Raw genomic sequence first — 25,067 nt, 5'->3', positions numbered from 1 at the left:
CGACGACCACGGCTCAGACGTGTACAGGATCTGCAGGAACCGGACAGGGACTGTCTGTCCGCCCCCGCATCGAGGACCGGGTGTCCGCCCGGGGATTCGTGAAGACCCACTCATCCGCGTCGTGGATCGCTAGACGATCGTCTGCTGAGCGCCTACGGTTCCCAGTGCCCCCTGCCGCTCCCGAACCGTGAGAGACCGACGACGCATGCACAGCCCCCGCCGGACCACCCTGCTCGAGACCGGCTGCTGACGTGGCGGCGGCGAAGGCGAGCGTCCTGCTCGTGAGCGACTTCCCCCTGACGGCGATGCGGGGTGAACGTGCTGCGCTGGTCGAGCAGGCGAAGGCCTTCGCGGAGTGCGGTCACGTCGTCTGGGTGGCGACTCCGCGGTCGAGCGGGACGGCGGACCTGCGGAAGCACGGCATCCGCCTGTTCGAGGTCGAACCGTCGATCAGCGCGCCGGAGAGCGATCTGCCAGTGGTCCGCAACTCGGTCCGTGTCCGCCGGAGCCTCGGCACGCTGATGCTCGAGGAACGGATCGACCTGGTCGTCACCCACTCGGACTTCGGTCTCGCCGTGGCGGCGCTCACGACGGCACGCTCCCTCGAGCTGCCGACGATCCACACCGTGCACGGTTCGGCGCCGATCAGGGGGCGGACCGCGGCGGCGATGGCGCCCCTCGCACGGCACGCGCACCGTGTGGTGACCGGGATCCGACCCGCACGGCACCGCTTCACGGGGCACCCCATGGACGATGCGCGCCGGAACATGGCCGTGGCCGTCTGCGGGGTGGCCGACGTCGTCGTCACCCCGACGACGCGGCAGGCCCGTGTCCTGCGCGCGGCCGGCGTCGGCCCGGTTGACGTCGTGTCCAACGCCGTCGGCCGCCGGCGGGTCGAACCGCCGCCGGCGCCGGAACTCGGACCGCTCCGGCTCGTCTGGGCGTCGCGGTTCACCCCGGACAAGCGCCTCGACGTCCTCCTCAACGCGATCCGGCTGGTGGAGATCCGACTCGGGGCCCACGCCGTGCGCGTCGACGTCGCCGGCGGGACCGTCCCTCCGACCCGCACGCCCGTGTCGGTCCGCGTCCACGGCCGCCTGTCGCCGGAGGGCGTCCACGACCTGCTGCTGTGCGGGCACGCGGCGGTGGTCTGCTCGCTCGAGCACGACGGCCAGCCGATGACCGCACTCGAGGCGATCCGGGACCACCGCCCGGTCATCGTCTCCGACATCCGCCTGGCGAGCGAGTTCGGCTCCGCCGCCGTCCTGACCGACGACGAGACCGCGTTCGGGCTCGCCACCACGATCATCGAGCTGGCGTCGGACCGGACCCTGCTGCGACCGCACACCGACGCCGCCGTCGAACACGCGCGGCGCGCGACGGCGGAACGGCACACGGATCAGGTCCTCCGGCTCGTCGCGGGATCGCGTTCCTGCTGAGCGCCGGCCCGGAGGCGGTGACGCCCGAGTGCGGTCGCGCCCCCGGCACCGAGCAGCCCGAGCGCGAGCAGCGCGAGGGGCAGCGGATCGGCTCCGGTGGCGGCCAGGCTCCCCGTGCCGCCTCCGGGCTCCACGCCGGCGTGCGATGTCGTGTCGACACCATCGCCGGTACCGGGCGCGCCGTCCCCGCCCTGGTTGCCCGTGCCGGTCCCGCCCGGGTCAGGGGTCGTGCCGCCGGACCCGCCACCACCACCGGGTCCGCCGCCACCGGGGTCGCCCGTGCCCGCGCCACCGCCGTCGCCACCGCCGTTGCCGCCGCCGTCGTCCGGCACCACCGTGTTCACGATGGTGCAGACCACGTCGTCTCCGTCCGCGACCGTGACCACCCCGTCCGTCACCGGCGCCCCGGTGCAGGTCCAGTCCCCCGCCTCGTAGCCGTCGGGGCCGCCCGACTCGGTCAGCGTGTAGTCCCCCGGCGGCACCGGCCGCCCCGTCACCGCGTCACTGCCCGACGTTCCGGAGACCGTGGTCGGTCCGGTCGCGGTCAGGGTCCAATCGCCCGGATCCGCGTCGCCACCGACGACCTGCTTGACCAGGGTGAGGTCTCCCTCGACGGCGTCGGTCGACAGGCACGACACCGTCGTCGAGAAGGGGAACCCGTGGATCTCACGTGGCACCGGACCGGCGGCGGTCGCGACCCCGTGCGTGAACGACGCCGCGACGACGTTGCCCTCGACGTTCTGTGTCACGTCCCACCGCAGGTCGGCCCGGGGCGCGTAGATGGTGCCCTCGAGGACGTCGGCGCCGGTGACGTGCACGGTGGTCGCGTCCGGGAAGTTCCAGAGCACGAACGGCGCGTGGGCGTTCGTCAGGTTTGCGAGGTTCGGGACGGAACCGTCGAACGTCGTCCCCGTGACGTTCACGACGAGCGGCGATCCGGGGCCGGGGAGACCGTCGAAGGTCAGCAGGTCGAGGGCGTCGAGGTCCTCGGCGGCCACCGTCAGCACGTTCGTGACGCCTGGCTGGACGTCGGCGTACGCGGCCGTCCCGGGCGCGATCGGCGTCGCCAGGGGTGCACCTGCGGCGTCGTGGAGCACGGTCGTCACCGGGCACGTCCCGAGGTCGGCGGACAGGGACCGGTAGCGGGCGAAGGACGACGCGAAGTCCAGCACCGACGGGTCGGCCATCGTCGGGACGGAGCTCGCCGACTGCCTTGTCGTCCCCTCGATACGCGGGAACGTCTCGGCGGTGGTGCCCTCCGGAGCGAGCCGGTAGTCGATCGCCGCGCCGTTCTGGTCCGTGTCGAAGGCGTCGTAGGTCCCCGTGTCGCCGACGTGGGCGTACCCGCCGTTCAGCACGCGGAGCACGGCCGACTGCGCCGACGGGAACCGGATGCCGCCGTCGACGTACAGGAACGTGGGACGGCTCTCCCCCGGCAGCGTCAGGGCGTTCGCGGGTGGGTTGCCCGCACCGATGTTGTAGCTGGTCTCGAAGGCCAGGTCGCCGCCGGCGGCGAGCGTGCCCTCGGCCTCGTCGGCTGCGAGCTCGACGTCGCCCTCGACGAAGACCAGGAACCCCTGGTTCGCCGGGTGCCCGTCCACCGGCACGGTGACGGGGTTGACGGGCGGGACGTCGGCCGCCGCTGCGGACTCCGTCGTGATCAGGGCCGCCGGCGTGACCAGGACTGCCGGCACGAGCAGTGCGGCGACGCCGAGCAGTGCCGCCCGGCTGCGGACCCGCGCCGTCACGGCCGGGCCGCCTGCTCGGCGTCGGCGTCCGCGCCCTGCTCGTCGCGCCACTCGTCGAAGTACTGCTTGCCGATCGCCCGCAGGCTCCGGCCGATCTGCGTGTAGTCCTCGTCCCGCAGGTTCGCCAGCGACACCCGGACGGACCACTCGGGGCCGTCGAACCCGCCCCCGTTCAGCAGGATGATGCCGGTCTGGTCGGCGAGCCGGAACAGGATGTCGGTCGGTTCGTAGTGCTCGCGGAGGAAGGCACCGATGCCCGGCCCCCGCAGTCGTTCGGCGTAGGCCAGCACGTCGAGCTCGACGTAGTAGCCGACCCGGTTGACGTCCTCGGGCAGGGAGACCTGCATCCCCTCGAGCAGCAGCTCCAGTCGGTGCCGGATGAGCCCCTGCGCCTGGTGCTTGTAGTGGTCGGTGTCGTCGAGCACGGCGTACGCCGCGAAGAGCAGCATCTGGCACTGCTGCGGGAGCGACAGTCCGGCGGTGTGGTTCAGTGCCACCGAGCGGCTGTCTGCGACGAGCCGGTCGACGAATCGGATGTCGCGCGGGTGCAGGGAGAGGGTGCCGTACCGGGCGTCGAGGGCGGCCTGGTCTGCTTCGGGCAGCGCGGCGAGCCGCTCGTCGTACACGTTGTCCCGGTTGACGGCCACGACGCCGAGTCGCCAGCCGGTCGCTCCGAAGTACTTCGAGAACGAGTAGACGCCGATGGTGTTCCGCGGAACCTCGGCCATCAGGGAGCGGAAGCCGTCGATGAAGGTGCCGTAGACGTCGTCGGTGATGATCGTCAGCTCGGGGTTGTCGTTGGCGACGACGTCGGCGATCGCGTCGAGCGTCTCCTGGGCGATGCGGACCGAGGGCGGGTTCGTCGGGTTGACGACGAACAGGGCCTTGATCGACGGGTCGCGCAGCCGGTCGATCTCCTCCGGCGGGTACTGCCAGGTGTGCACGCCGTCCTGGTCCAGGGTGCTGGCGTGCAGGTGCACCTGCTCGAGGTCGTAGTCCGCCAGCGCGGGGATCTCGAGGTACGGGGTGAAGATGGGCGTCATCAGGGCGATCCGGTCACCACGGTGCATCAGCCGGTTCTCGAGCAGCGAGTCGAACACGTAGCACATCGCCGCGGTGCCGCCCTCGACGGCGAACAGGTCGTACGGCTGCGCTGGCTCGACCCCGGCGCACATCTCCTGGACGAGGTACTCGTGCACGATCTGCTCGGCGTGGTGCAGCATCCGGTCCGGCTCCGGGTAGTGGTCGCCGATCACGGAGTCCGCGAGTTCCCAGACGAAGGAGTCGGGTGCGAAGCCGAGGACGTCCACCCCGTGCCGGAGCACCCGGCGCAGCAGGTCGACCCCGGGTTCGCCGTCGTGCTCGGTCAACCACGACCCGAAGCGTTCGGCGATGCCGTCCTTCTGCGGCACCCCGACGAGCTCGGGGTCCCACTCTCGGTTCTCGCGCGAGACCGTGAGGGCGAACTGCCCGAGGGCGAAGAACGCCTCGCGTGGGGTGGGTGCGATGAAGTTCGGGTTGCCGCGGCCGGCGTTGAGCATCTGGAACGCGGTGCGCGACTCGTGCTCGCCGGCGATGCGCTGGAGCTCGGCCTTGAGTTCGAACGGGGACAGGTGCTGCAGGCGCGCGATCTGCTCGCGGGAGACGCTGGCGACGGGCATGTGGTGCTCCTTGTACGGGTTCACTGTGCGGTGATCGCGACGACGACGGCGCCGCCGATGCTGAGGACGATGTTGCCGATGGCGTAGGGGACGGTGAAGCCGAGCAGCGGCACACTGCTCTTCGCCGTCTCCTGCAGGGAACCGACCGCCGCCGTGGTGGTCTGGGCACCCGTGAGCATGCCGAGGACCAGCACGGGGTCGGTCTTCCGGAAGAAGAACCGGCCGACGAAGGTCATGACGACCAGGGGCACCAGGGTGACGACCACCCCGGCGACGAGCAGCTGGACGCCGTACTGCGCGAGCCCGTCGATGAACCCCGGCCCGGCGTTGATGCCGACGACGGCCACGAAGAGCGTGAGTCCGACGGTCTCGAAGAACCACTGCGCGCCGGGCGGGACGTGTCCGAACGTGGGGCTCTTCGAGCGTCGCCAGCCCAGGATCAGCCCGACGATGAGCGCACCGACGCTGGTGGTGAGCGAGAGCGGCACGGCCCCCACCGTGATCGACGGCACCCCGATGACGGCACCGACCGTGATGCCCAGGGCGACGGTGACCATGTCGGTCTTCGGGTCGGTCCGTTCCGGGAAGCCGACGTACCGGATCCCCTGCTCCAGCAACGGCAACGGCCCCTGGACCCGGAGCTCGTCACCGGCGTGCAGCGCCGTGTCGGGGCCGAACGGGATCGCGTGCCCACCCCGGCTGATGCCCTTCAGGAAGATCTGCCGTGCCCGCTGGGTCTGCCGGAGCTCCTCGACGGTCCGGCCGACGACCGCCTTGTTGGTCACGACGACGGACAGTTCCTCGATCGGCACGTCGAGCAGCGCCGGGTCGTCGATCTCGACCGCGAACGCGGCCAGGTCGTCCTCGATGATCGCCGCGTGGTGACCGGCGACGACCACGACGTCGCCGGGGGTGAGCGTCTGGTCCAGGTGCGGCTCCACGATGGCGTCCCCGTGTCGCACCCGGGCGATGAAGACCCGGGAACCGATGCGGGCGTCGGAGGCCCGCTCGAACTCGCCGACGGTCTGCGGGCTGAAGGCCGACGTCAGCCGGTACGCCCGACGGACGACTTGTTGGTACGCCGACGTCACGTCTGGGTTGTCGTCGTGCACGCCGAGGCGCTGCTCCAGGTCGTGCGCGGCGGCGGGCAGGTCACGGATGCCGAGGATCCGCGGGGCGACCAGCGAGATGTAGAGCGCCGCACCGACGGTGCCGAAGATGTAGGTCACCGCGTACGCCACCGGCACCAGGTCGCTCCACGCCTTCGCCGTCGCGTCGCTCACCGGGAGTCCGGCGATGGAGTCCTGCGCGACGCCGATGATCGACGACTGCGTCAGCCCGCCGCCCGCCAGACCGGCGGCCAGACCCGGGTTGTAGCCGAGGATGCTGCTGATGACGATCGTCGTGCCGAACCCCACCACGGCCAGCACGACGGCGAAGACCGCCTGCGGCAGCCCGGAGCCCTTCAGCCCCGCGACGAACTGCGGGCCGAGCTTGTAGCCGAGCGAGAACAGGAAGATCAGGAAGAAGATCTGCTTGACGATCGGGTCGACCTGCAGGTCGTCCCCGAGCACCGCGCCGATGACGACACCGGCGAGCAGGGTGCCCGTCACGGCCCCGAGACCGATGCCGCGGTAGCTGAAGCGCCCCACGAAGAACCCGACCCCGAGCGCCAGGAACACAGCGATCTCGGGGTGCTCGATGATGGTGTCCCTGACCCAGGTCATGCGGCCGCCTTCGCCCTCGGAGCCCCTGCCTGCCCCGTTGGCTGAGAAGCTAAACGCCCCTCACATCCGGCGTTCCCAGGATCGCGCGCGCCGCTCTGGGCGCACCAGAGGACGGACGGGAGGCACGGTGCGGGCCCGCGCCGCGCCTCCAGTTCGCAGACGGTCGAGCAAGGAGAACGTCCCGATGAGGAGGGGGGATCTCATCGGGACGTTCCGTTCGTGGGGCCGCGTCAGGCGGCGAGGCGCGCAGCGAGCGCGGTGGCGCGGGACCGGAGGTCCGCGTAGGTGGCCTCGTACGCGTCCGGTGTGCCGACGTGCGAGGGGTTCGGCAGCGACCAGTGCAGGCTGTCACCGTCGTCGATCGACTCGTGCGCGCGGTCGCAGACCGTGACGACCAGGTCGCCCTCGGCGACGAGGTCGCGGTAGGCCCGCGGCACGTGGTCGCCGAGGTCCAGGCCGTGGCGTTCCCCGACCGCGACCGCCCCGGGAGCGATGGCGACCGCGGGACGCGTCCCGCCGGACAGCGAACCGATCTCGCTGACCTGCGCCCAGACGCCCGCGGCCAGTGGGGAGCGCGCGGAGTTGCCGGTGCAGACGAACAGCACACGGGACACCGGGCCCGGCACCGCTGCTGAACCATGCGGGACACCGCTCGGCTCGAGGTGCAGGTAGCTCCGGCGTCCATCGCCGTCGGAGCGGCGTCGCGTGACCAGACCGGCCTGCTCGAGCACGCGCAGGTGGTGCGCCAGGAGCGGCCCGGAGATCCCAAGGGCGGCCCGCACCTCGGTCGGGCTGGCGTCGGACGCGGCGAGCAGGTCGACGATCGCCAGTCGGGCGACGTCGCCGAGGGCCGCGTGCTGCGCCGCGCGCCGCTCGAGGTCCTGCTGCCTGGTGTTCATCGGTTCAATGTTGACTGAACCATCTGCCGTCGTCAAGATGAGCGGGTGACGACGAGCCCCGAGCCCCCGCGGTCGTCCGCGGCATCGGTGTTCCTGGTGTTCCTGGTGTTCCTGCGGCTCGGGCTGACCTCGTTCGGCGGGCCGGTCGCGCACCTCGGGTACTTCCGCGAGGCCTTCGTGGTGCGTCGCCGCTGGCTGGGGGACGACGCCTACGCCGATCTCGTCGCACTGTGCCAGTTCCTGCCCGGCCCGGCGTCGAGCCAGGTCGGGATGGCACTCGGGCTCCAGCGCGCCGGACTGCTCGGACTCCTCGCCGCGTGGTGCGGCTTCACCCTGCCGTCCGCGGTGCTGCTCGTCGCGTTCGCCCTGCTCGTGTCCGGAACGCCCGACCTGGCCGGAGCCGGGTGGCTGCTCGGGCTGCAGGCCGCCGCCGCCGCGGTGGTGGCGCAGGCGGTGCTCGGCATGGCGCGCTCGCTCACGCCGGACCGCCGTCGGGCGACCATCGCGGCCGCTGCCGCGATCGTGGTGCTGCTCGTCCCCGGCCCGGGGCCGCAGGTCGCGGTCATGGCGGCGTGCGGCGTGGTCGGGGTGCTGTGGCTCCGTGGCGTCGTCGCCCCACCCCAGGACGTCGCCGACGCCGGGGTCGCCGTGCGCCTCCCCCGCTGGGTCGCCGTGTCGGCGCTCATCGCGTTCGCCGCCCTGCTCGTCGCGGCACCCGTCGCCGCGAGCGGCACCGGGGCCGTGCGGCTGTTCGGGGTCTTCGCGCAGGCGGGCTCGCTCGTCTTCGGCGGCGGCCACGTCGTGCTGCCGCTGCTCGAGTCACAGACCGTGGCCACGCACCTGGTGGACCACACGGACTTCCTGGCCGGCTACGGCGCCGCACAGGCCGTGCCCGGGCCGCTGTTCACCTTCGCCGCCTACCTCGGCGCCGTCGCCGACGGCAGTCCGAGCGGGCTCGTCGGCGCGGCGGTGGCTCTCGTCGCGATCTTCCTGCCGGCGGCGCTCCTGGTCATCGGCGCGCTGCCGTTCTGGCACGCGCTCCGCGCCCTGCCGTGGGCCCGGCGCGTGCTGGCCGGCGTGAACGCGGGGGTCGTCGGGCTCCTCGCCGCGGCCCTCTGGGACCCGGTGATCACCGAGGGGATCCGCTCGGCACCCGCACTGGCGCTCGCCGTGGCCGCCTTCATCGCCCTCACCCGCTGGTCCGCTCCCCCGTGGGCCGTCGTCATCGGGGCCGGCCTGCTCGGCGCCGTCGTCCTCTGATCGGAGCCCCGCATGCCCACCGTCCTGTTCGTCTGCGTCCACAACGCCGGCCGTTCCCAGATGGCCGCCGGCTTCCTGCAGCACCTGGCCGGTGGCAGCGTCGACGTCCGGAGCGCCGGCTCCGAACCGGCCGATCAGCTCAACCCCGTGGTCGTCGCGGCGATGCTCGAGGAGGGCATCGACATCCGGAGCGAGCAGCCGGCCCTGCTCAGCACCGGCGCCGTCCGTGCTGCCGACGTCGTCATCACCATGGGGTGCGGGGACGCCTGCCCGGTGTTCCCGGGCAAGCGCTACGAGGACTGGGAGCTCGCCGACCCCGCGGGGCTCGACCTCGACGCCGTCCGGTCGATCCGCGACGACGTGCGCGCGCGGGTGCAGGACCTCGCCGGCCGGATCACGCCCTGACGCGTTCGAGCAGGCGGCCGACGAGCTGCTCGCGCCACGGGACCGACGACCAGGCGTGGTCGGCACCGTCGACCGCGGTGAACGTCGCGCCGCTGAGCAGTTCGCCGTAGCGGCGGCCGTACTCGAGCGGGACGATCTCGTCGGCCGTGCCGTGCAGCACGTCCACCGGCCCGGCGTACCCGCCCGCCTCGGCGTAGACGTCGAGCCCGTCCCGGACCTCGTCGATGAACGCGCGCCCGAGCGACATGCCGCCGAAGTCGAACCAGCCGCGGTCGCGGACGGGTGCGAGCGGCTGGCCCTGGATGCTGTCGTGCACGGCGATGTCGTCGACGACGACGCCGGCCGGCGACCACAGGGTCAGACTCCGGACGAGGTCGGGGACCCGTGCGGCCGCCATCGCGGACTCGACGGCACCCAGGCTGTGGGCGACGACGTCGATCGGTGCCGCCCGGTCCGCCGCGAACGCCCGGATCATCGAGACGACCTGCTCGACCTCGTCGCGGATCGAGATGTCCGCGAAGCGTCCGTCACTCGTGCCGTGTCCGAGGCGGTCGTAGGAGCGGACCACGACGCCCGTGTCGGTCAGGGCGGTCGCGGCCTGCCCGAAGAGCCGCCGTGGACCGATCGACGAGTCACCGAACCCGTGCACGAACAGCACGGATCCGTCGACCGCCACCGCCGGGGGCGTCGAGGCCGGGCGGTCCTCCCACCCTCTGACCGCACCACCCCGGTGCTCGAGCCGGATGCTCGTCAGGGCACGCTCCAGCGGGCGTTCCGCGGTCACGCTCAGTTGCTCCGGTCGGCGAACCCGGCGGGCAGGTCGGCGGGTGCGGTGTCGACGACCGTCTCGTCGTCCTCGCCGACGAACTCGAACAGGGTGATGTGGGCGAACTCGGGGACGACGTAGATCGGGTAGGTGGGGCCTGCGTCCCGGTACTCGCGCATCCGGTCCAGGTGGTCGTTCTGGAACAGCACGGTCTTGCTGCCGTCCTCCTCGACCCAGTGCGGGAAGAAGATCGTGCCGTGCAGCACCCGCTCCCCCGGCACCACCGTCACGACGACGCTCGTGCCGGTCGGCTCGTTCCACGACACCTTGTAGACGCCGTCGGTGAGCACCACGAGGTCGACCTGCTGGTCCTTGACCCACCGTCCACCGACCATGCCGGAGTGGATGCGGTAGTCGATGGTCGTGGCGTTCTTGACGTACATCTCGTACTGCCACCCGTTGGCGTACGTGTAGATGAACCGGTGCCCGACGATGCCGGAGAGGTCCTGCGACGGGACGGGCTGAGCGACTGAGGTGGTGATCGTCATGCACCCATCCTGCGCCAAACACAGTTTTGTTGCAAACCTTCTTCGAGGACCTAGGCTGAGGACATGGGCAGCGAGCACGACACCGCAGGACTCCGGGACATCGCCCGGCGGCTCAGCGACCAGGTGGGCCCGTTCCGCCGCACCCTCCTGAACGCATCACGTCGTGACGGTGCGCTGCCGGAACTGCCCGACGCCCAGATCGAGGTCCTGCGACGACTCGACGAGTCGGGCTGGCTCACGCCGACGGCGCTCGGCCGGTCCCTCGGCCTCGCCCGCTCCACGGTCAGCAACCTCGTCACCGCGATGGAACGCGCCGGGCTGGTGGACAGGCGGCTCGCCACCGGCGACGGCCGCAGCACCGAGATCGCCCTGACCGAGCTCGCGTCCGAGCGGCTCCGGGTCTACGACGCCTCGGCCGAGCACGTCCTGGTCGGCGCGCTCGAACGCCTGGGCCCTGGCGGGGTCGACGCGCTGCGCGCCGCGCTGCCCGTGCTCGCCGAGCTCCGTCTGGCCATCGACGAGCCCGGAGCGTAGGGATCGGCTGACAGCCCGCGTGAGCCGTCCCACAGGTCCGGTTCGTCGATCACCAGCGGGAGCGGGTCGCCCTGGCAGCGCGTGCACAGGTCACCCTGGAGGCGCGCGCCGCGGCTGAGAAGCCGGTCACGGTCGGACACGCGGCGGCTCCAGGGCGCGCGTGGGCTCCCAGGAGCCGGTTCCAACGTTCTGGCGTGCAGACGACATCACATCTCATCGCCAAGGCGTGTGCGGTGGCAGCTCCGGTCGCCATCGCCGTGTCGCTCGTGGCCGGTCCGGCCGTGGCGGCTCCCCTCCACACCTCCTCCTCCAACTCCGCCTCCGCCTCCGCCTCCGACACCACCGCGACATCCGCGCACCACACGGTGACCCGTGCCGAGCGGACGACATCGGGCGGCGTGGCGGTCTCACGGCGCGACCGTCGAGCCGAGCAGCGCAACGAGGCCACGGTCCGGCACCTGTTCCGGTGCGCGTTCCGGTCCCCCGGGTCCGCGCAGGCTCGTGCGGCTGCTCGGACCGCCGTCGCGACCGGGGCCGTCGCCCACGGTGCGACGAGCGCCTCCGGTCCGTCCGCGTTGCTCGCTGAGTTCACCGCGGACCGCTCCCGGGTGCCCGGCGCCCACGCTGTGATCAAGCACGTCGCCGGTGACGCTGACCTGGTGGCCGTGCACTGGCAGATCACCGCGAAGCCGACGGACGAACGCACCGGTGACGCCGCCGTCGACCTGTTCCGCATGCGCGACGGGCGCATCAGCGAGTGGTGGGCACTCCGCCAGACGGTGCCGACGGGGACCCCGGCCAGCGGCAACACGAACAGCATGTTCAGCGACCTGTACCCGGCCGCGAAGCGTGACCGCCACCTGACCGAGCGACAGGAGGAGCACAACCGGGTGCTCGCCGTCACCGCGTACGACCGACTGTTCCGCGACCACGACGTGTCCGTCCTGGACGAGCGGTTCGACCCGGCCTACCTGCAGCACAACTCGGTCGCGGCGAACGGCACGGCCGCGCTCAAGCAGTTCTTCGCCGGCAGTGCCGCGCAGAGTCTGCCGAAGCAGGAGTCCGTCATCTCGCTCGCCGACGGCGACCTGGTGTGGACGTTCTCGAAGCAGGTCGGGGCGAAGGCCGACGCACCGTTCGGCGCGGCCGACCTGTTCCGGGTCGACGACAACCTGATCCGCGAGCACTGGGACGTCGTCCCGACGAGCTGAGGCTCCGCCGACGGAGCCGCGCGTCTCAGGACGCGCGGCTCCGTCGCGCCCGTTCCTTGATCGCGGTGATGACGGCCGTCTTCGCCTCGGCGTAGGCGTTCATGTCGTCCCAGCTGCGGTCGAGCAGCTCCCGCTTCGTCCGTTCGTACAGTGCCCGGTCGTCGGCGTCGGCGCGCAGGTGGTCACGGAGGAGCAGGTACTCGTCGACCGCCGTCGCGCCCCGCTCGTAGACGTGCACGTGGACGTCACGGGCCGGCGTGCGGACCAGGCGGTGGCCCGGCTCGCGGACGCGCAGTTCGTACCCGGCAGCGAGGAGCTGGTCGAGGTACGTGGCCTCGGCGGTGACGTCCGCGACGGCGACCACGATGTCGACGATCGGTTTCGCAGCCAGGCCGGGGACGGCGGTGGAGCCGATGTGCTCGACGACCGGGGCGTCCGCGCCGGAGCCGGGGAGGGCCTCCAGGATGCGTCGCCGGTGCTCCTCGAAGACCGCAGCCCACCCGCTGTCGGCGGGGTGCAGGGTCACGGTGACCGGCTCCGGGCCGCCGATGATCTCGACGGTCGTGACGTCCGGGCGGGGGTGGTCCTCGTCGTGGTGCTGCACCCGGCCATGATCGCAGCCGGCGGTCGGTGGCGTCAGAGCTTCGCGGGGAACGCCGATCCGCGACCGATGACGGTGAGGATCGCCGCGACCGCCCCGAACACGATCATCACCACGGCGAGCACCAGCCCGTCGAAGGCCGTCAGCAAGGCCGCACCGAACAGGCCAGCCGCGAAGATCGCGATGTTGAACGCGACCGGCAGGAACGCGCTCGCGACGTCGGCGTCCTCGCCGCCGGCGGTCGTCAGAGCGGCCTGCAGCTGCGTCGACGACCCGCCGAAGCCGATGCCCCAGAGGCCCGCGGCCACCAGGACCGCGACCGGCGACGTGTGGCCGACGAGCAGGACCACACCGGCCAGGACGAACAGGCCGACGCTGCCGTGCAGCAGGGGTCGGGGGTGCCGGTCGAGCAGGGCACCGGTCACGACGACGCCGAGGATCGCGGCGATCCCGTAGACGAGCAGCACCAGCCCGGCGCTCAGGTCGGTGCCGGTCGCCCGCAGGTAGGGCGAGATGTACGTGTAGATCGTGTTGTGGGCCACCATCCACGTCGCGATCACGGCGAGGATGACCGCGATGCCGCGGATCCGGAACACCTTCACGACGGAGAGCTTCGCAGCGCTCGTCTGCCCCGGGGCATCCGGCACGAGCAGCGCGATGAGCGCCAGGACCACCATGCCGACCAGGCTCAGCCCGATGAACGACCACCGCCAGCCCAGGGCGTTGCCGATGAAGGACCCGAGCGGTGTGCCCAGCGCGAACCCCACCGGCGCGCCCGTCGAGACGATCGCGAGCGACACCCCGGCGGAGCGGGCCGGGCTGATCCGCCGGGCGTAGGTGGCGAACATGCCCCAGATCGTCCCCGACATCGCGCCGGCGACGAACCGGGTGACCAGCGCGACCGCGACGTTCGGCGCGAACGCGGTCAGGGTGTTCGCGACGAGCAGCACGGCGATGGCGGCCACGATGAGCGGCTTGCGACGGAACCCGCGGGTCAGGGCGATCGCCGGGACCGTGGCGATGACCGTGCCCATCGCGTACGCGCTGACGAGCAGGCCCGCCGTGCCCTCGCTCACGCCCATCCCGTCGGCGATCGCGGGCAACAGCCCGGCCGGCATCGTCTCCATGGCGACCAGGAGGAACCCGATCGCGGCGAGCAGGGCGAGCGGGAACCAGGGCAGTCGGTCGTCGGTCGCCCGGTCGGTCGTGGGGAGGTCGGAGGTCGTCGTGGTCACGGACCGACGGTAGGGGCGTCGTCCGGCGGACAGGGAGGTTCTGCAGGACCCCGTTTCGCCGGAGCCTCACTGGGCGGGTGGTGGGGCTTCGATGGTGGTGTCCACGAACCGAGGGAGCCCCGATGCACGTCCGCACCAGACCCCGTACCGCCGTGGGACCGCTCGTCCCGCTGGGTCCGCTCGCGCTGGCTCCGGTCGTCGCGCTGGTGGTGGGGGCGCTCGCCGGGTGCAGCGGCGTCGAGCGCGCGGCGTCACCTGCGCCTGCGCCGGCAGCTGCGACGTCGACCGCGTCCGCGCCTGCGTCTCCTTCAGCAGATCCCACGATCACCACCCCGACGCAGGCCGACCCCGTGCACATCACCATCGAACTCGACAGCGAGACCCTCACCGGCCGCTTGACCGACAACGCGACCGCGCGCGCTGGCCGCCCGGCTGCCGGCGACGCTGACGTTCGCCGACCACGGCGGCCAGGAGCAGATCGCCCGGATCCCCGCGCCGCTCGACACCACCGGTGCCCCGAGCACGAGCAATGCGCCGGCGGGCACGATCGCCTACTCCGCGCCGGACCAGTCGATCGTCCTCTACTACACGGACGTCGGCAGCTTCTCGGGGATCGTGCCGATCGGCACCGTCGACGACGTCGGAGCGGTGCGCGACCTGCCGTCCGGTGCCGCCACCATCCGAGTGCGCGGCTGACGGGGACCCAGCCCTTCTTCGCCGTCTCGTATGGGCACCGACTTCGCGCGGGCTGCACTCGAAGCCGGCCTCGGGTCGTGGCGACCGGACGCGACCCCGAGCGGGTCCGCGCCGTCCTCGGCGACCACGAGCGCCTGCTCGCCATCGCGCTCGACGTGACCGACCCGGAGTCGGTCCGGGCCGTTGCTGACGCTGATCGCGATGCCCGAGCCGCCGCTGTGGTTCGCCGCCGGCGCTGACAGCGTGGCGGGGATCGTGCAGAAGGGACAGCAGCTCGTCGAGCAGGCGCAGGCGTTCCCCGAGCTGTCGACGACGCTCGACCTGGACGCGCGACACCTGCCCCTTGCCAACTCTGGCTACGAGCATTAGCTTTTGAGTTACTACCCGTAGCCGAAGGAGCCACGACATGCTCGAACACCTGGACACCGAGGGCGGCACGATCGCCTACGACCTCTCCGGAACAGGGCCGCTCGTGGTCCTCGCCCACGGCATGGGCGACAGCCGGCACGCCTACCGCTTCGTCGTGCCGGAGCTCGTCGCGGCCGGTTACCGGGTGGCGAACGTGGACCTCCGCGGCTGCGGCGAATCGAGCACCGGGTGGGCCGGCTACGAGCGCGCCGACATCGCACGCGACCTCGTCGCGGTCGCCCGCCACCTCGGCGGCCCGGCCGTGGTCGTCGGGCAGTCCATCAGCGGGGGCGCGGCGACGATCGCCGCGGCGACCGCCCCGGACCTGATCGCGGGCATCGTGGAGCTGGCGCCGTTCACACGCAAGCAGTCCGTCGACCTGGGCGGACTCCTGCGCAACCGCCGACACCGCGCCGGCACCGTCCAGCTCGCGCGGGTCATGACGAGCGGCAGCCTGCCCGGCTGGCTCGCGTACCTCGACATCGCAGTCCCCACCAAGCCCGCCGACTGGGCGACGGAGCGCAGCCGCATCGAGACGGCCCTGCGGCAACCGGAGCGGATGGCGGTCCTCCGTGCCATGACCCGCACGTCGCCCGCCGACGCCGGCGAGCAGCTGGGCGCCGTCCGGTGCCCCGTGCTGGTCGTCGAGGGCAGTGCCGATCCGGACTGGGCCGTGCCCCGCGCCGAGGGCGAGCGGATCCTCGCCGACCTGCCGGACGGCCTCGGCGAACTCGCCGTGATCGACGGCGCCGGTCACTACCCCCACACCGAGACCCCGGCTGCGCTCCTCGCCCTGCTGCTGCCGTTCCTCGCCCGCACGCTGCCCGTCGCAGGTCCCGTTGCCTAGGGCAGGGCTCGACCCCGCGACCGTCACCGAGGCCGCGGCGACGCTGGCCGACGAGATCGGCCTGGCCCAGCTGAGCATGAGCGTCGTCGCCGACCGCCTCGGGGTGAAGGCACCGTCGCTGTACAAGCACGTCGACGGACTCGGCGACCTCACCCACAGGATCGCGATCCTCGGCGCGAACGAGCTCGGTGACGCGCTCCGCGACGCCATGCAGGGGCGCAGCGGTCGGAGTGCGCTCGAGGCGGCGGTGCAGACCGTGCGCCAGAGCGTCCAGGAGCACCCGGCGCGGTACCAGGCGGCCGTCAGCATCCGGCCGACCGGCGCCGAGGACCCCCTGGCGGTCGCTCTCGGCCGCACCCTGGCGTCCTTCGCCGCGGCGCTCCACGACTACCCGCTCGACCCGGCCGACGAGGTCCACGCGCTCCGGGTGCTCCGCAGCGTCCTGCACGGGTTCGCGACGATCGAGGCGTCCGGTGGGTTCCAGATGGACACGGACGTCGACGCGAGTGCCGCGTGGATGGTCGACTTCCTGGATCGTGGCTTCCGTGCCGCGATGACACGGTGACCGTGTCCACGGCGGCGCGCCCGTCGAGGCCCGTCGGTCACGACCCGCTCCGTGGCGGCGTGCGGTTCCTGGCGGAGCTCGTCGCATGGGTGGCCGTGCCCTGGGCACTGTGGCCCCGTTCGCCGGTGCTCGCGATCGCCGCCGTCCTGGTCCTCGTCGTGCCGCCGGCGGTGTCCGGGACGCCGGGTGACCGCCCCGGCGGCGACCCGCCGGTCGCGGCTCCGGGAGCGGTCACGATCGCGTCGGTCCTCGCGCACCTCGTGGGGGCGGTCGCGGCGGCGTGGGTCCTGTGGCCGACGGCGGTCGCGATCGTCGTCACCGTCCTGTGCATCGCCGTCGTCGTCTCGGAACAGCCGCGGTGGCGCGCGCTCCTCGGGCGCCGGCGCTGAGCCGTTCGTAGGCTGACGTCATGGCAGCAGCAGACGAGACCGGTCCGTTCTGGCACGGCACCGTGGCGGCCCTGCGGCCCGGGGAGTTCCTGTCCCCCGGTTTCCGCTCGAACTACCGCCCGGACGTCGTGATGAACCACGTGTACTTCACGGCATCCCGCGACGGAGCAGGGCTCACGGCCGAACTCGCGGCCGAACTCGTGCCCGGCGACCGCGAGCCGCGTGTGTACCGCGTCGAGCCGACCGGACCCTTCGACGACGACCCGAACGTGACCGACAAGAAGTTCCCCGGCAACCCGACCCGGTCGTACCGCAGTGCCTTCCCGCTCCGCGTGGTCGGCGAGGAGACCGACTGGACGCGGCTCACCCCGGAAGCGTTGCGCCAGTGGCGGGAACGGCTCGTCGCGCTCCCGCCCGAGGAACGCGGCGAGATCGTCAACTGACGGGCGTCAGGCAACGATGATGTTCGGGGCGAACCGGCACCAGTAGTCCGTGATCGGCCCGTCGGACTCACGGATGCCGACCCCGAAGGACTCGCCGCCGACGACCCACGATCCGAGCACCGGGTGGTTGTGCCCGTTCGACCCAGGGAAGTCCGGGAGTTCGTGGTACTGCTGCCACACCCGTTCGGCTCCGGTACCGGCCCGCCGGTACTCGCGACCGTTCGTCGTGACCGAACCGTCGGACCGGTGGACCGCGATGCCGTCGCCCTCACGCCCGAACACGGGCTTCACGACGAAGTCGCTCATGCCGTTCGGACCATCTGCGAAGGCCGGCAGCAGGTTCGGGTGGCCGGGGAACAAGCGCCAGAGCGCGACGAGCAGCAGCTTGTTCGACAGGAACATCTTCCACGCCGGCTCGTACCAGCGACCGAGCCGACCGCGGTCGCTGACCAGGAAGGCGCCGAACTCCTCGTCACCCTGCGCCCGGTCGTCACCGGAGACGAGGTCCTCCCACGGGTACAGCTTGAAGAGGTTGCGGATCACCGGGTACTGGGCCCCCGACTCGTCCCCGGGCAGCGCGAACACGCTCCGCGACGAGCCCACCGGCTCCTGGACACCGACGAACTGACGGGCCGTCGCGTGCCAGCCGATGTCCTTCATCTCGATGCCGGTGTGCTCCCATCCGGCTTCCCCTGCCAGGTCGCGCATGTAGGCCACCGTGTCCCAGTCCTCGCCCGCCGTGTCGAGATCGGAGTGCGCCACGAACAGGCGGCCGCCATCCTCGGCGCGCAGGGACTCGTGCAGCAGCGTCCGCCAGCGCGCCACCATCGCCTCGTGGATGCCGTTCCACTGATCGGTCTCGGCGGACAGTTCACCGGTGGCGAGCCGGTCCTGCATCCAGTGCCACTGCGTGACCGACGCCTCGATCAACCCGGTCGGGGTGTCCCCGTTGTACTCGAGCACCTTGGCGGGTGAACCGTCTCCGGCGTAGGCCAGGTCGAACCGCGCGTACAGGTCCGGCTCATCGTGCTCGAGCGACCAGGCGGCGAGATCGAACCCGGCTCGCGTCAGGCCCAGCGTGCCGAGGGCGCCGGTGGCGAGGTACCGCGCGGCTTCGAGGCACATCCGGTGCAGTTCCTCGGTCTGCCGCTCGAGCGCCTCGACCTCCGGCAGCGTGAAGACGTACGCGGCGGTGTCGTTCCAGTACTCGACGGGCGTGCCGTCGTCGCGGACCGACCGGGAGTAGATCAGCCCCGTCTGCTGGATCCGGCGCCGCCAGTCCGGACGCTCTGGGAACTCGATGCGCTCCATCAGCCGCCGAACCCACCGTGTCCGCCGGCTCCGCCGAAGCCGCCCTTGGTGACGGAGCTCCCACGGGACGGGACGCCTGCCTTCGCGGTCTTCCCGGCAGGCAGGGCGCTCGTACCACCGGAGACCGCGTCCCCCACGCCGGGGACCCTCGTGGCACGGTTGGCGAAGAGCGGCAGGAAGTACCAGCCGGCGTGTCCGCCGTGGTTGTTGCAGTCGTCGTCCGGCAACCGCTTCTCGGTCGCGTTGTCGCGGCAGATCTTCGCGTAGTCGCTGTCGACGCCGGCGCCCTCGCCGCACCCGGTCAACGACGCTGCCAGGGCTGCCACCACCCCGATCGAGACGACACGGGAAGCACGGCGACGAACACTCACGAAGGGGAACAGTACCGCTCCTGGGAACGGGTGTCCGCGTCGGCACCGTCGGTCTGCGCAGACGATCGTCTGGCCGACCGGTAGCGTGGGCGGCGGCGGCTTGCGCCGCACACCATCCACGAAGGGTCGACCATGCCGCGGAGCACCGATCGGGTCCGGACGGCGCCGATCGTCCTCGCCGTCGGCATCGCGGCGCTCGCCGTCGCCTTCGCCCTCCCCGCGCCGTCACCGACCACGCCGGGTCCCGAGACGGTCGGCCTCGGTGCATCCGGCGCACTCGGCGCCGCACTCGGGGCACCTCCCGTGACGAGTGGTGCGCACCGGTTCGCGATCCGACCACCACGGACGGTCGGCACCAGCGGAGTCGTCAGGGTGCGGTTCGCCGGGATGGGCACACCCGGTGCCGTCGTGGTCGTCCACTACGGCAGCCCCGGGGACGACTCCGGGAGCGAGCGCGTCGCCGAGGTCGAGCCGGGCAGCAGCACCGTCGGTTCAACCGGTCGGTTCGCCTTCACCGCCACGCTGCCAGAACTGCCCCGCGACGCCGAACGGGCGTCCTGGAGCGCCCGTCTGATCGACCCGGAGTCACTCGACGTCATCGGCCGTGTCGACGGCGTCCACCTCGTCGAGCAGACGGCCCCGTGACCCCCAGCTCCGTGGCCCCACGGGATGAGAGGCCGCGCAGGGTGCTGGCCTCCGTCGCCTCCTGCGGTTACGTTCGCTAGACGAACGTCTGGCCAGCAGTCAGCGGCGAGACCTGACCTCGAGGAGCACCCGTGTCGACACCCCACCGCCCCCCGTCATCCCGACCCGCGTCCATCGCACTCGGGGCTGCACTGCTCCTGGCCCTCGGCCTCGCCGGCTGCTCCACGGCCGGGTCCGCAGCACCCTCACCCTCACCGTCCCCCGCCGCGCAGGGCGACTCACCCACGACGACCGACTCGTCACCCTCGGTCGACGTGACCGTCGCAGGGACGTCGCTCGGCAGGGTCGTCGTCGACGGCAAGGGCATGACCGCCTACTACTTCGACGCCGACGTCAAGGACTCCGGCAAGAGCACCTGTACCGGCGCGTGCGCGACCGCCTGGCCGGCGATCGAGGCGACGACGGCGACACCGAAGGTCACCGGCATCACCGGCAAGGTCGGCACCATCACGGGCGTCGACGGTGGACGGCAGATCACGATCGACGGTCGGCCGATCTACACCTTCATCGGGGACAAGAAGGCCGGCGACGTGACGGGTCAGGGCGACAAGGGCGTCTGGTACGTCGTGAACCCGGACGGCACCGAGCGGAAGAAGTAGGGCAGGCGCCCCGGCGGGACGACAGGGATGCCACGCCCGCCGGGTCAGCCCTCGACCTCGGCCGGGTGACCTCCCACGCGCACGGGCTCCACCTGCTCGAGGAGCGCATGCACGCCGGGCAGCCCGAGCCCGGTGAACAGCGCCGCCCACAGGTCACGGAGCTGCCCCTCGGTGTCCCGCGTCAGCCGCACGCTCGTCCGGGCCCACATCACCCCGAAGGTCGACGTGAGCACGAGGTCCGCCGCACGTGCCCACTCGGGGTCGGCGGCCGGTCCGGTGCCGCCGCTCGAGGCCGCGAGGTGCCGACGGACGTAGTCGTCCCAGACGAAGGTGCGCGGGAGCGCCTCCCCCGCACCGCGGAGCTCGTGACTCAGTCGGATGGCGCCGGCAGCCACCGAGCATCGCATCGCATCCGAACAGGCGGACGTGAGCATGACGAGCAGGTGCTCGAGACCCTCGGGCTGATCGATCCGCAAGTCGATCGCCACCCAGCGAGCCTGCTGCCGCTCGATGACCGCGAAGGCCAGTTCGTGCTTGGACGAGAACACGTGGTATCCGATCGCCGACTTCGGGCGATCCATCGCGGCGGCCACCCGCGCGAACGAGGTCCCCGCGTAGCCGTGGCTCGCGAACTCGGACGCCGCGGCCTCGATGATCTGCTCGCGGGTCCGGGTCTTCGCCTGCTGCCGCTGGTTCATCGCACTCCTCGGTCGGGTCTTCGTTCATCATACGAACGTCTGACCGATCACGGGCAGCGGTCACGCGGAGTGCAATGCCTCTGATCTCCTCAGCTTGCTGGGTTCACTAGACGATCGTCTGACGGCTTGTTAGCGTTCACGCACGCCGAGCCGCCCCGGCCCGCACCGCCACGAACCGAGGAGCCCCCATGCGATCCACCCCGGCCACGCACCGCACCCCGTCGATCCGCCGCCTGACCGTGCTCGCGACCTGCGTCACCCTCGGCGGTGCGCTCGCCGCCGGCGTCCTGGTCCCCGCACAGGCCGGAGCCGCAACGATCTCCCACACAACGCACGCCGCACACACCACGCCCCGGGCTGCAGCCGTGGCGTTCACCGCGAAGACCCACGGCGGACCAGACCGGAAGAGCTTCACCGGCATCACCTTCGCCGGGACCGGGAAGCCCGGCACCCTGGTGATCGTCTACTACGACGCCCCGGGCAAGCCGCGCGGCCTGTTCGACAAGCACATCACCGAGGTCACCTCGGGGGACGACGTCGTCAGCGCCAGCGGCCACTACCGCTTCACCGCGGCGTTCCCGGACCTGCCGCGCGGCACGACGACGCTGCACTGGCACGCCCGGCTCGCCGACCCGGAGACCCTGTCGGTGATCGGCCGCGTCAACGGCACTCGCACCCTCGGCTGACCCGTGACCCGCCACGCACAAGCGGCGCTCGTCCGCACCCTGGCCGTCGCGGTGCCCCTGGCGGCCGTCGTCGGAGCCACCCTCACCTGGGCGCCGTCGGCCTCGGCCACCACGAGCGACCCCGACCGGGTCGCAGCGCCGATCATCGCCGGCACCGAGGTCGGGGTCCCCGGCGGCACCTGCACGGTCGGTGCCGTGCTGGCTGCCAAGGGATTCCGGAGCCAGCTCGAGCAGTACCAGCGAGCGACCCGGTGGGTCGTGCTCGCGAAGCACTGCGCACCGCTGCAGGCACCCGTGCGGCTCGACGGCGCGACCGTCGGCAGCGTGGTCTGGCAGTCCGCGGAGTCAGACCTCGAACTCGCCGTCGTCCCGCCCCTGGCGTGCACCCGGGCGCGGGCGGCGACCGGGTCGTGCGACCCGTCCGTCGCGGCCTGGACGCCCCGGGCATCGGGCCGCGTGTTCAACCGGGTCGACGGGGGCCTGACACGCGCCGCCGTCACCGGCATCGGCCAGCCGGATGCCGATCCCTTCTGCACCAGCGGGGCGGCGAGCGGGCTGCTGTGTTCCTGGACGGCCACACGTGTGCCGACAGCAAGCCGTCCGGGCGTGCAGCACCTTGCCGCTGCGCGCGCCGAGGCCGGTGCCGGCATCGAGCCGGGCGACGCCGGTGGACCGGTGATCAGCGCCACGAACCGGTTGTACGGGATCATCTCGGGCAGCCCGACGACGAGCGCGAGTGGCTCGACGGTGCTGCTCTACACGCCCGTCCGGCAGGTCCGCACCGAGCTGTTCCGGTACCGGCTGGCCCCGGCGTCCTGAGCCGCTGGCCGCCGGGTGCGCGACTGAGCGCTGCCTCATGACCCGGACACACCCCGGCCACCTCGCCGCCACTCGGCCGACCACCCACATCGCGATCCTGCGGGGAGCCGGACGGCACCGCGTCCGGATCCCCGCGACCCCCGGGTCCTGATCAGATCGAGGATGCCCCGTGCCCCCGCTCCGCCGCTCCCCCCTCACCGGTTCCGCCGTCACCCACTCCCCGCGCACCGCCCGCGTCACCGCGACCGCACTCGCCGGCCTTGCCGTCGTCGCCTCCGCCGCGTTCTCCGTCACGGCCGCCCACGCCGACACCTCGCTCCAGCCCGCGTTCACCGCCACGGACCACCCGATCACCGACGTCCCCGGACTGGTCAACGGTCGCGAGCTCGCCGCGGTGCACGGCCGGTCCGGTCAGACCGTGAACGCCCCGCGGCTGATCCGCTCCGAGTCACTCGACAAGATCACCGCAGCCGGGGCCACGACCCTGGCCGACGAGTACCACGTCGACCTCGTCGTCGACCTGCGGACACCGTCCCAGATCGCCGCGAAGCCCGACGTCGCGATCCCCGGCGCACGACACGTCGACATCTCGATGTTCGGCGCGGACGGCGACTACAGCGACGACACCGCGATGTACCACGACCTGGTCGACAAGGGCCGGGTCGACCCGGCGACCCCTGGGTCGATGATCACCGCCTACCGCCGCGTGCTCCGGATCCTCGCCACGCACACCAGCGGCACGGTCCTGATCCACTGCTCCCACGGCATGGACCGCACCGGCACCGTGGTGGACCTGCTCGACCGGGTCCTCGGCGTCGACAGCGCCGACATCCTGCACGACTACCTGCTCTCGAACACGCAGCTCGGGGTGACCTGGGCCACCCCGCAGCTGCTGCAGGGCACCTTCGAGCAGGACATCGCCACCGAGTACGGCGGCATGGGCTCGTACCTGACCGACACGATCGGCGTGACCAGGCACGAGGCCGCCGCCCTGCGCGAGCGCTTCCTCGTGTCGGACGACGCCACCGTCTCCTCGATCGCGGTCGCGGGCGTGCGCGTCCACCTGCCCGCCGCCGCCTCGTCGCAGGGTGCGACGGTGACGGCCCCGGTCCGGACGCTCCGGGCCGCCGACGTCCACGTGCACACGACGAACCCGAACGCGGTGGCCACCGTGCACGTCTCCGGCCGGACCGCACGCATCACCGTGACGGCCCAGGACGGCACGACGACCAAGGGATACCGCCTGACGGTCCGTCGCCCGGCGACGAAGCGCTAGCCCGACAGCCACGCCGACCGCTCGGACTCCCCCGGGCGGTCGGCGTGACCAACTGTTCACCACGACCGTCGCCCGCTCCGGGCGTCCCTCCGGCTACCGTGACAGTCGTGCAGTCCTCCAGACAACGGCGCGCGCGGTGACCGGACACCCCGCCGTCCCGACCATCCACGACGTCGCCGCCCTGGCGGGTGTGTCGAAGTCGGTCGTCTCCCGCGCGCTCGCCGGCGCGTACGGCGTGGCTCCGTCGACGACCGAGCGGGTCAAGCGCGCCGCCCTCGACCTCGGCTACGTCGCGAACGCGAACGCCCGCGGCATGTCGGCACACCGGACCCACACCCTCGGGGTCTTCGTCCGCGATGCCTCCACCCCCTTCTACGGGCACCTGCTGACCGCGTTCCAGCTGCAGGCAGCGGCGCGCGGGTACCGCGTCGTCACCGCCACCGGTGCGGGGTCGTTCCCGGTCAGCGAGGAACGCCGGGCGCTCGAGACCCTGGTCTCCCTGCGCGTCGAGGGGCTGATCGTCTGCAGCGGTGCGTTACCCATCGACGACGTCCTGCCGTTCGCCCGACGCATCCCGACGGTGGTCTCCGGACGCCCCGAGACGAACGATGCAGTGAGCAGCGCGTACTGCGACGAGCGCGGCGGCGGACGCGGCCTCGCCGACCACGTCGCCGACCTCGGACACCGACGCGTCGCCGTGCTGACGGTCACACCATCCGGGTCCCTGACACAGTCGGCGCGAACCGACGCGATGGTGCGTCGACTCCGTGCGCGCGGCGCCGAGGTGCTCCGGATCCGCTCCGAGGACCACGGAGCAGACCCCGAGGACCTCGACTCGTTCGTCGGGCAGGTGCTCCGGGCCGGCGGCGTGACGGCGATCATGGCACCGAGCGACCGCTGGGCCGTCGGAGTGCTCGAGTCGATGCGCCGCCGCGGGCTCCGTGCCCCGGACGACCTGTCGGTCACGGGCTACGACGGGGTCGCGCCGCTCGCCACCGAGCTGCTCGGGATCACCTCGTGGCGACAGCCGCTCGACCTGATCGGCCGCCTGTCCGTCGACGACGTGGTCGACCAGATCGACGGCCGTTCGACGGGCGTCGCCCACAACGCGGTCGACGGCACGCTGGTGCCGGGCAGGACCGCCGCGCGCGTCTGACGCGTCGTCGCCGACACCGATCGTTCACCGTTCCGTCACGAACCGACGGGTGAGATCCGAGCCC

28 protein-coding genes are annotated in these 25,067 nt (G+C 72.2%); 17 read left to right on the top strand and 11 right to left on the bottom strand.

Annotated elements, in window-relative coordinates; translation table 11 throughout:
• Positions 1-281: 281 nt before the first annotated feature.
• Complete coding sequence (locus tag Q9R26_RS14850; RefSeq protein WP_311227697.1) at positions 282-1,439, top strand: glycosyltransferase family 4 protein; 1,158 nt, start codon at positions 282-284, stop codon at positions 1,437-1,439.
• On the opposite strand, the gene Q9R26_RS14845 is transcribed toward Q9R26_RS14850, so the two are convergent.
• The 4 genes from Q9R26_RS14845 to Q9R26_RS14830 form a co-directional block, all read right to left on the bottom strand.
• On the bottom strand, positions 1,400-3,187 hold the full coding sequence (locus tag Q9R26_RS14845; protein ID WP_311227696.1) for a collagen-binding domain-containing protein: 1,788 nt from the start codon (positions 3,185-3,187) through the stop codon (positions 1,400-1,402). The genes Q9R26_RS14850 and Q9R26_RS14845 overlap by 40 nt on opposite strands.
• Positions 3,184-4,848 carry an aspartate 4-decarboxylase gene (aspD, locus tag Q9R26_RS14840; RefSeq protein WP_311227695.1) on the bottom strand — a complete coding sequence of 555 codons (1,665 nt, stop codon included), beginning with the start codon at positions 4,846-4,848 and terminating at the stop codon, positions 3,184-3,186. The genes Q9R26_RS14845 and aspD overlap by 4 nt, the downstream gene beginning before the upstream one ends.
• 20 nt (positions 4,849-4,868) lie before the next feature.
• Positions 4,869-6,575 (bottom strand): TrkA C-terminal domain-containing protein, encoded by a 1,707-nt coding sequence (locus Q9R26_RS14835; RefSeq protein WP_311227694.1) that lies wholly within the window; start codon positions 6,573-6,575, stop codon positions 4,869-4,871.
• A 230-nt stretch (positions 6,576-6,805) separates the two neighbouring features.
• Complete coding sequence (locus Q9R26_RS14830; protein ID WP_311227693.1) at positions 6,806-7,474, bottom strand: MarR family transcriptional regulator; 669 nt, start codon at positions 7,472-7,474, stop codon at positions 6,806-6,808.
• A gap of 45 nt (positions 7,475-7,519) precedes the next feature.
• On the opposite strand from Q9R26_RS14830, the gene chrA reads away from it, so the two are divergent.
• Together chrA and Q9R26_RS14820 are read left to right on the top strand one after the other, a co-directional pair.
• A complete protein-coding gene (gene chrA, locus Q9R26_RS14825) occupies positions 7,520-8,734 on the top strand; it encodes a chromate efflux transporter (RefSeq protein WP_311227692.1) in 1,215 nt (404 codons plus the stop codon).
• Positions 8,735-8,746: 12 nt separating this feature from the next.
• Positions 8,747-9,139, top strand: coding sequence for an arsenate reductase ArsC (locus tag Q9R26_RS14820; RefSeq protein ID WP_311227691.1), 393 nt, complete (start codon positions 8,747-8,749; stop codon positions 9,137-9,139).
• Here Q9R26_RS14820 and Q9R26_RS14815 read toward each other — a convergent pair.
• Both Q9R26_RS14815 and Q9R26_RS14810 read right to left on the bottom strand, forming a co-directional pair.
• Complete coding sequence (locus Q9R26_RS14815; protein ID WP_311227690.1) at positions 9,129-9,923, bottom strand: alpha/beta fold hydrolase; 795 nt, start codon at positions 9,921-9,923, stop codon at positions 9,129-9,131. The genes Q9R26_RS14820 and Q9R26_RS14815 overlap by 11 nt on opposite strands.
• A 2-nt stretch (positions 9,924-9,925) precedes the next feature.
• A complete protein-coding gene (locus Q9R26_RS14810; RefSeq protein ID WP_311227689.1) occupies positions 9,926-10,453 on the bottom strand; it encodes a phenolic acid decarboxylase in 528 nt (175 codons plus the stop codon).
• Between the two features lie 63 nt (positions 10,454-10,516).
• Here Q9R26_RS14810 and Q9R26_RS14805 point away from each other — a divergent pair, with 63 nt between their 5' ends.
• Together Q9R26_RS14805 and Q9R26_RS14800 are read left to right on the top strand one after the other, a co-directional pair.
• Positions 10,517-10,987 (top strand): MarR family winged helix-turn-helix transcriptional regulator, encoded by a 471-nt coding sequence (locus tag Q9R26_RS14805; RefSeq protein ID WP_182066031.1) that lies wholly within the window; start codon positions 10,517-10,519, stop codon positions 10,985-10,987.
• A 233-nt stretch (positions 10,988-11,220) separates the two neighbouring features.
• Entirely contained in the window at positions 11,221-12,198 is a 978-nt protein-coding gene (locus tag Q9R26_RS14800) for a nuclear transport factor 2 family protein (RefSeq protein ID WP_311227688.1), read from the top strand.
• A gap of 25 nt (positions 12,199-12,223) precedes the next feature.
• On the opposite strand, the gene Q9R26_RS14795 is transcribed toward Q9R26_RS14800, so the two are convergent.
• Positions 12,224-12,802 carry a GrpB family protein gene (locus Q9R26_RS14795; protein WP_311227687.1) on the bottom strand — a complete coding sequence of 193 codons (579 nt, stop codon included), beginning with the start codon at positions 12,800-12,802 and terminating at the stop codon, positions 12,224-12,226.
• 32 nt (positions 12,803-12,834) lie between these two features.
• Complete coding sequence (locus tag Q9R26_RS14790) at positions 12,835-14,034, bottom strand: MFS transporter (RefSeq protein ID WP_262137926.1); 1,200 nt, start codon at positions 14,032-14,034, stop codon at positions 12,835-12,837.
• 420 nt (positions 14,035-14,454) lie between these two features.
• Between Q9R26_RS14790 and Q9R26_RS18635 the strand changes: the two genes are divergently transcribed.
• From Q9R26_RS18635 to arr, 6 genes are all read left to right on the top strand, one after another.
• On the top strand, positions 14,455-14,730 hold the full coding sequence (locus tag Q9R26_RS18635; RefSeq protein ID WP_396136834.1) for a cyclophilin-like fold protein: 276 nt from the start codon (positions 14,455-14,457) through the stop codon (positions 14,728-14,730).
• Between the two features lie 201 nt (positions 14,731-14,931).
• Complete coding sequence (locus tag Q9R26_RS14785; RefSeq protein WP_311227686.1) at positions 14,932-15,099, top strand: hypothetical protein; 168 nt, start codon at positions 14,932-14,934, stop codon at positions 15,097-15,099.
• Positions 15,100-15,136: 37 nt separating this feature from the next.
• Entirely contained in the window at positions 15,137-15,985 is an 849-nt protein-coding gene (locus Q9R26_RS14780) for an alpha/beta hydrolase (protein WP_311227685.1), read from the top strand.
• Entirely contained in the window at positions 15,978-16,550 is a 573-nt protein-coding gene (locus Q9R26_RS14775) for a WHG domain-containing protein (protein ID WP_311227684.1), read from the top strand. Before Q9R26_RS14780 ends, Q9R26_RS14775 begins: the two co-directional genes overlap by 8 nt.
• The gene (locus Q9R26_RS14770) at positions 16,547-16,939 is read left to right on the top strand and encodes a hypothetical protein (RefSeq protein WP_311227683.1); all 393 of its coding nucleotides are present in this window, start codon (positions 16,547-16,549) and stop codon (positions 16,937-16,939) included. The genes Q9R26_RS14775 and Q9R26_RS14770 overlap by 4 nt, the downstream gene beginning before the upstream one ends.
• Before the next feature lie 20 nt (positions 16,940-16,959).
• Positions 16,960-17,382, top strand: a complete 423-nt coding sequence (arr, locus tag Q9R26_RS14765) for an NAD(+)--rifampin ADP-ribosyltransferase (RefSeq protein WP_311227682.1) — start codon at positions 16,960-16,962, stop codon at positions 17,380-17,382.
• A 6-nt stretch (positions 17,383-17,388) separates the two neighbouring features.
• On the opposite strand, the gene Q9R26_RS14760 is transcribed toward arr, so the two are convergent.
• A complete protein-coding gene (locus tag Q9R26_RS14760; RefSeq protein WP_311227681.1) occupies positions 17,389-18,693 on the bottom strand; it encodes a glutathionylspermidine synthase family protein in 1,305 nt (434 codons plus the stop codon).
• The gene (locus Q9R26_RS14755) at positions 18,693-19,064 is read right to left on the bottom strand and encodes a tRNA-dihydrouridine synthase (protein ID WP_259577635.1); all 372 of its coding nucleotides are present in this window, start codon (positions 19,062-19,064) and stop codon (positions 18,693-18,695) included. Before Q9R26_RS14755 ends, Q9R26_RS14760 begins: the two co-directional genes overlap by 1 nt.
• 132 nt (positions 19,065-19,196) lie before the next feature.
• Here Q9R26_RS14755 and Q9R26_RS14750 point away from each other — a divergent pair, with 132 nt between their 5' ends.
• Complete coding sequence (locus Q9R26_RS14750) at positions 19,197-19,709, top strand: hypothetical protein (RefSeq protein WP_182066039.1); 513 nt, start codon at positions 19,197-19,199, stop codon at positions 19,707-19,709.
• A gap of 314 nt (positions 19,710-20,023) precedes the next feature.
• Positions 20,024-20,368, top strand: a complete 345-nt coding sequence (locus Q9R26_RS14745; RefSeq protein WP_311227680.1) for a hypothetical protein — start codon at positions 20,024-20,026, stop codon at positions 20,366-20,368.
• A gap of 44 nt (positions 20,369-20,412) precedes the next feature.
• Here the strand turns inward: Q9R26_RS14745 and Q9R26_RS14740 are convergent, their stop codons facing one another.
• The gene (locus tag Q9R26_RS14740) at positions 20,413-21,066 is read right to left on the bottom strand and encodes a TetR family transcriptional regulator (RefSeq protein WP_311227679.1); all 654 of its coding nucleotides are present in this window, start codon (positions 21,064-21,066) and stop codon (positions 20,413-20,415) included.
• Positions 21,067-21,254: 188 nt separating this feature from the next.
• On the opposite strand from Q9R26_RS14740, the gene Q9R26_RS14735 reads away from it, so the two are divergent.
• The 4 genes from Q9R26_RS14735 (at position 21,255) to Q9R26_RS14720 (ending at position 25,003) form a co-directional block, all read left to right on the top strand.
• Positions 21,255-21,752 carry a hypothetical protein gene (locus tag Q9R26_RS14735; protein ID WP_182066042.1) on the top strand — a complete coding sequence of 166 codons (498 nt, stop codon included), beginning with the start codon at positions 21,255-21,257 and terminating at the stop codon, positions 21,750-21,752.
• Between the two features lie 3 nt (positions 21,753-21,755).
• Positions 21,756-22,571: a trypsin-like serine protease gene (locus tag Q9R26_RS14730; protein ID WP_311227678.1), complete on the top strand. Its 816-nt coding sequence runs from the start codon at positions 21,756-21,758 to the stop codon at positions 22,569-22,571.
• A gap of 169 nt (positions 22,572-22,740) precedes the next feature.
• Entirely contained in the window at positions 22,741-23,847 is a 1,107-nt protein-coding gene (locus Q9R26_RS14725; protein ID WP_311227677.1) for a tyrosine-protein phosphatase, read from the top strand.
• Positions 23,848-23,983: 136 nt separating this feature from the next.
• A complete protein-coding gene (locus Q9R26_RS14720) occupies positions 23,984-25,003 on the top strand; it encodes a LacI family DNA-binding transcriptional regulator (protein ID WP_182066045.1) in 1,020 nt (339 codons plus the stop codon).
• Positions 25,004-25,067: the final 64 nt, after the last annotated feature.

The organism is Curtobacterium sp. BRB10 (assembly GCF_031844325.1).
Lineage (GTDB): Bacteria > Actinomycetota > Actinomycetes > Actinomycetales > Microbacteriaceae > Curtobacterium > Curtobacterium poinsettiae_A.
This window is presented reverse-complemented; position numbering and strand designations above follow the sequence as displayed.

Excerpts from the sequence above, each read along its gene's own strand:
- aspD (WP_311227695.1), bottom strand. The coding sequence starts at position 4,848 with ATGCCCGTCGCCAGCGTCTCCCGCGAGCAGATCGCGCGCCTGCAGCAC.
- Q9R26_RS14835 (WP_311227694.1), bottom strand. The coding sequence starts at position 6,575 with ATGACCTGGGTCAGGGACACCATCATCGAGCACCCCGAGATCGCTGTG.
- Q9R26_RS14830 (WP_311227693.1), bottom strand. The coding sequence starts at position 7,474 with ATGAACACCAGGCAGCAGGACCTCGAGCGGCGCGCGGCGCAGCACGCG.
- Q9R26_RS14820 (WP_311227691.1), top strand. The coding sequence starts at position 8,747 with ATGCCCACCGTCCTGTTCGTCTGCGTCCACAACGCCGGCCGTTCCCAG.
- Q9R26_RS14810 (WP_311227689.1), bottom strand. The coding sequence starts at position 10,453 with ATGACGATCACCACCTCAGTCGCTCAGCCCGTCCCGTCGCAGGACCTC.
- Q9R26_RS14805 (WP_182066031.1), top strand. The coding sequence starts at position 10,517 with ATGGGCAGCGAGCACGACACCGCAGGACTCCGGGACATCGCCCGGCGG.
- Q9R26_RS14785 (WP_311227686.1), top strand. The coding sequence starts at position 14,932 with ATGCCCGAGCCGCCGCTGTGGTTCGCCGCCGGCGCTGACAGCGTGGCG.
- Q9R26_RS14780 (WP_311227685.1), top strand. The coding sequence starts at position 15,137 with ATGCTCGAACACCTGGACACCGAGGGCGGCACGATCGCCTACGACCTC.
- arr (WP_311227682.1), top strand. The coding sequence starts at position 16,960 with ATGGCAGCAGCAGACGAGACCGGTCCGTTCTGGCACGGCACCGTGGCG.
- Q9R26_RS14760 (WP_311227681.1), bottom strand. The coding sequence starts at position 18,693 with ATGGAGCGCATCGAGTTCCCAGAGCGTCCGGACTGGCGGCGCCGGATC.
- Q9R26_RS14750 (WP_182066039.1), top strand. The coding sequence starts at position 19,197 with ATGCCGCGGAGCACCGATCGGGTCCGGACGGCGCCGATCGTCCTCGCC.
- Q9R26_RS14740 (WP_311227679.1), bottom strand. The coding sequence starts at position 21,066 with ATGAACCAGCGGCAGCAGGCGAAGACCCGGACCCGCGAGCAGATCATC.
- Q9R26_RS14735 (WP_182066042.1), top strand. The coding sequence starts at position 21,255 with ATGCGATCCACCCCGGCCACGCACCGCACCCCGTCGATCCGCCGCCTG.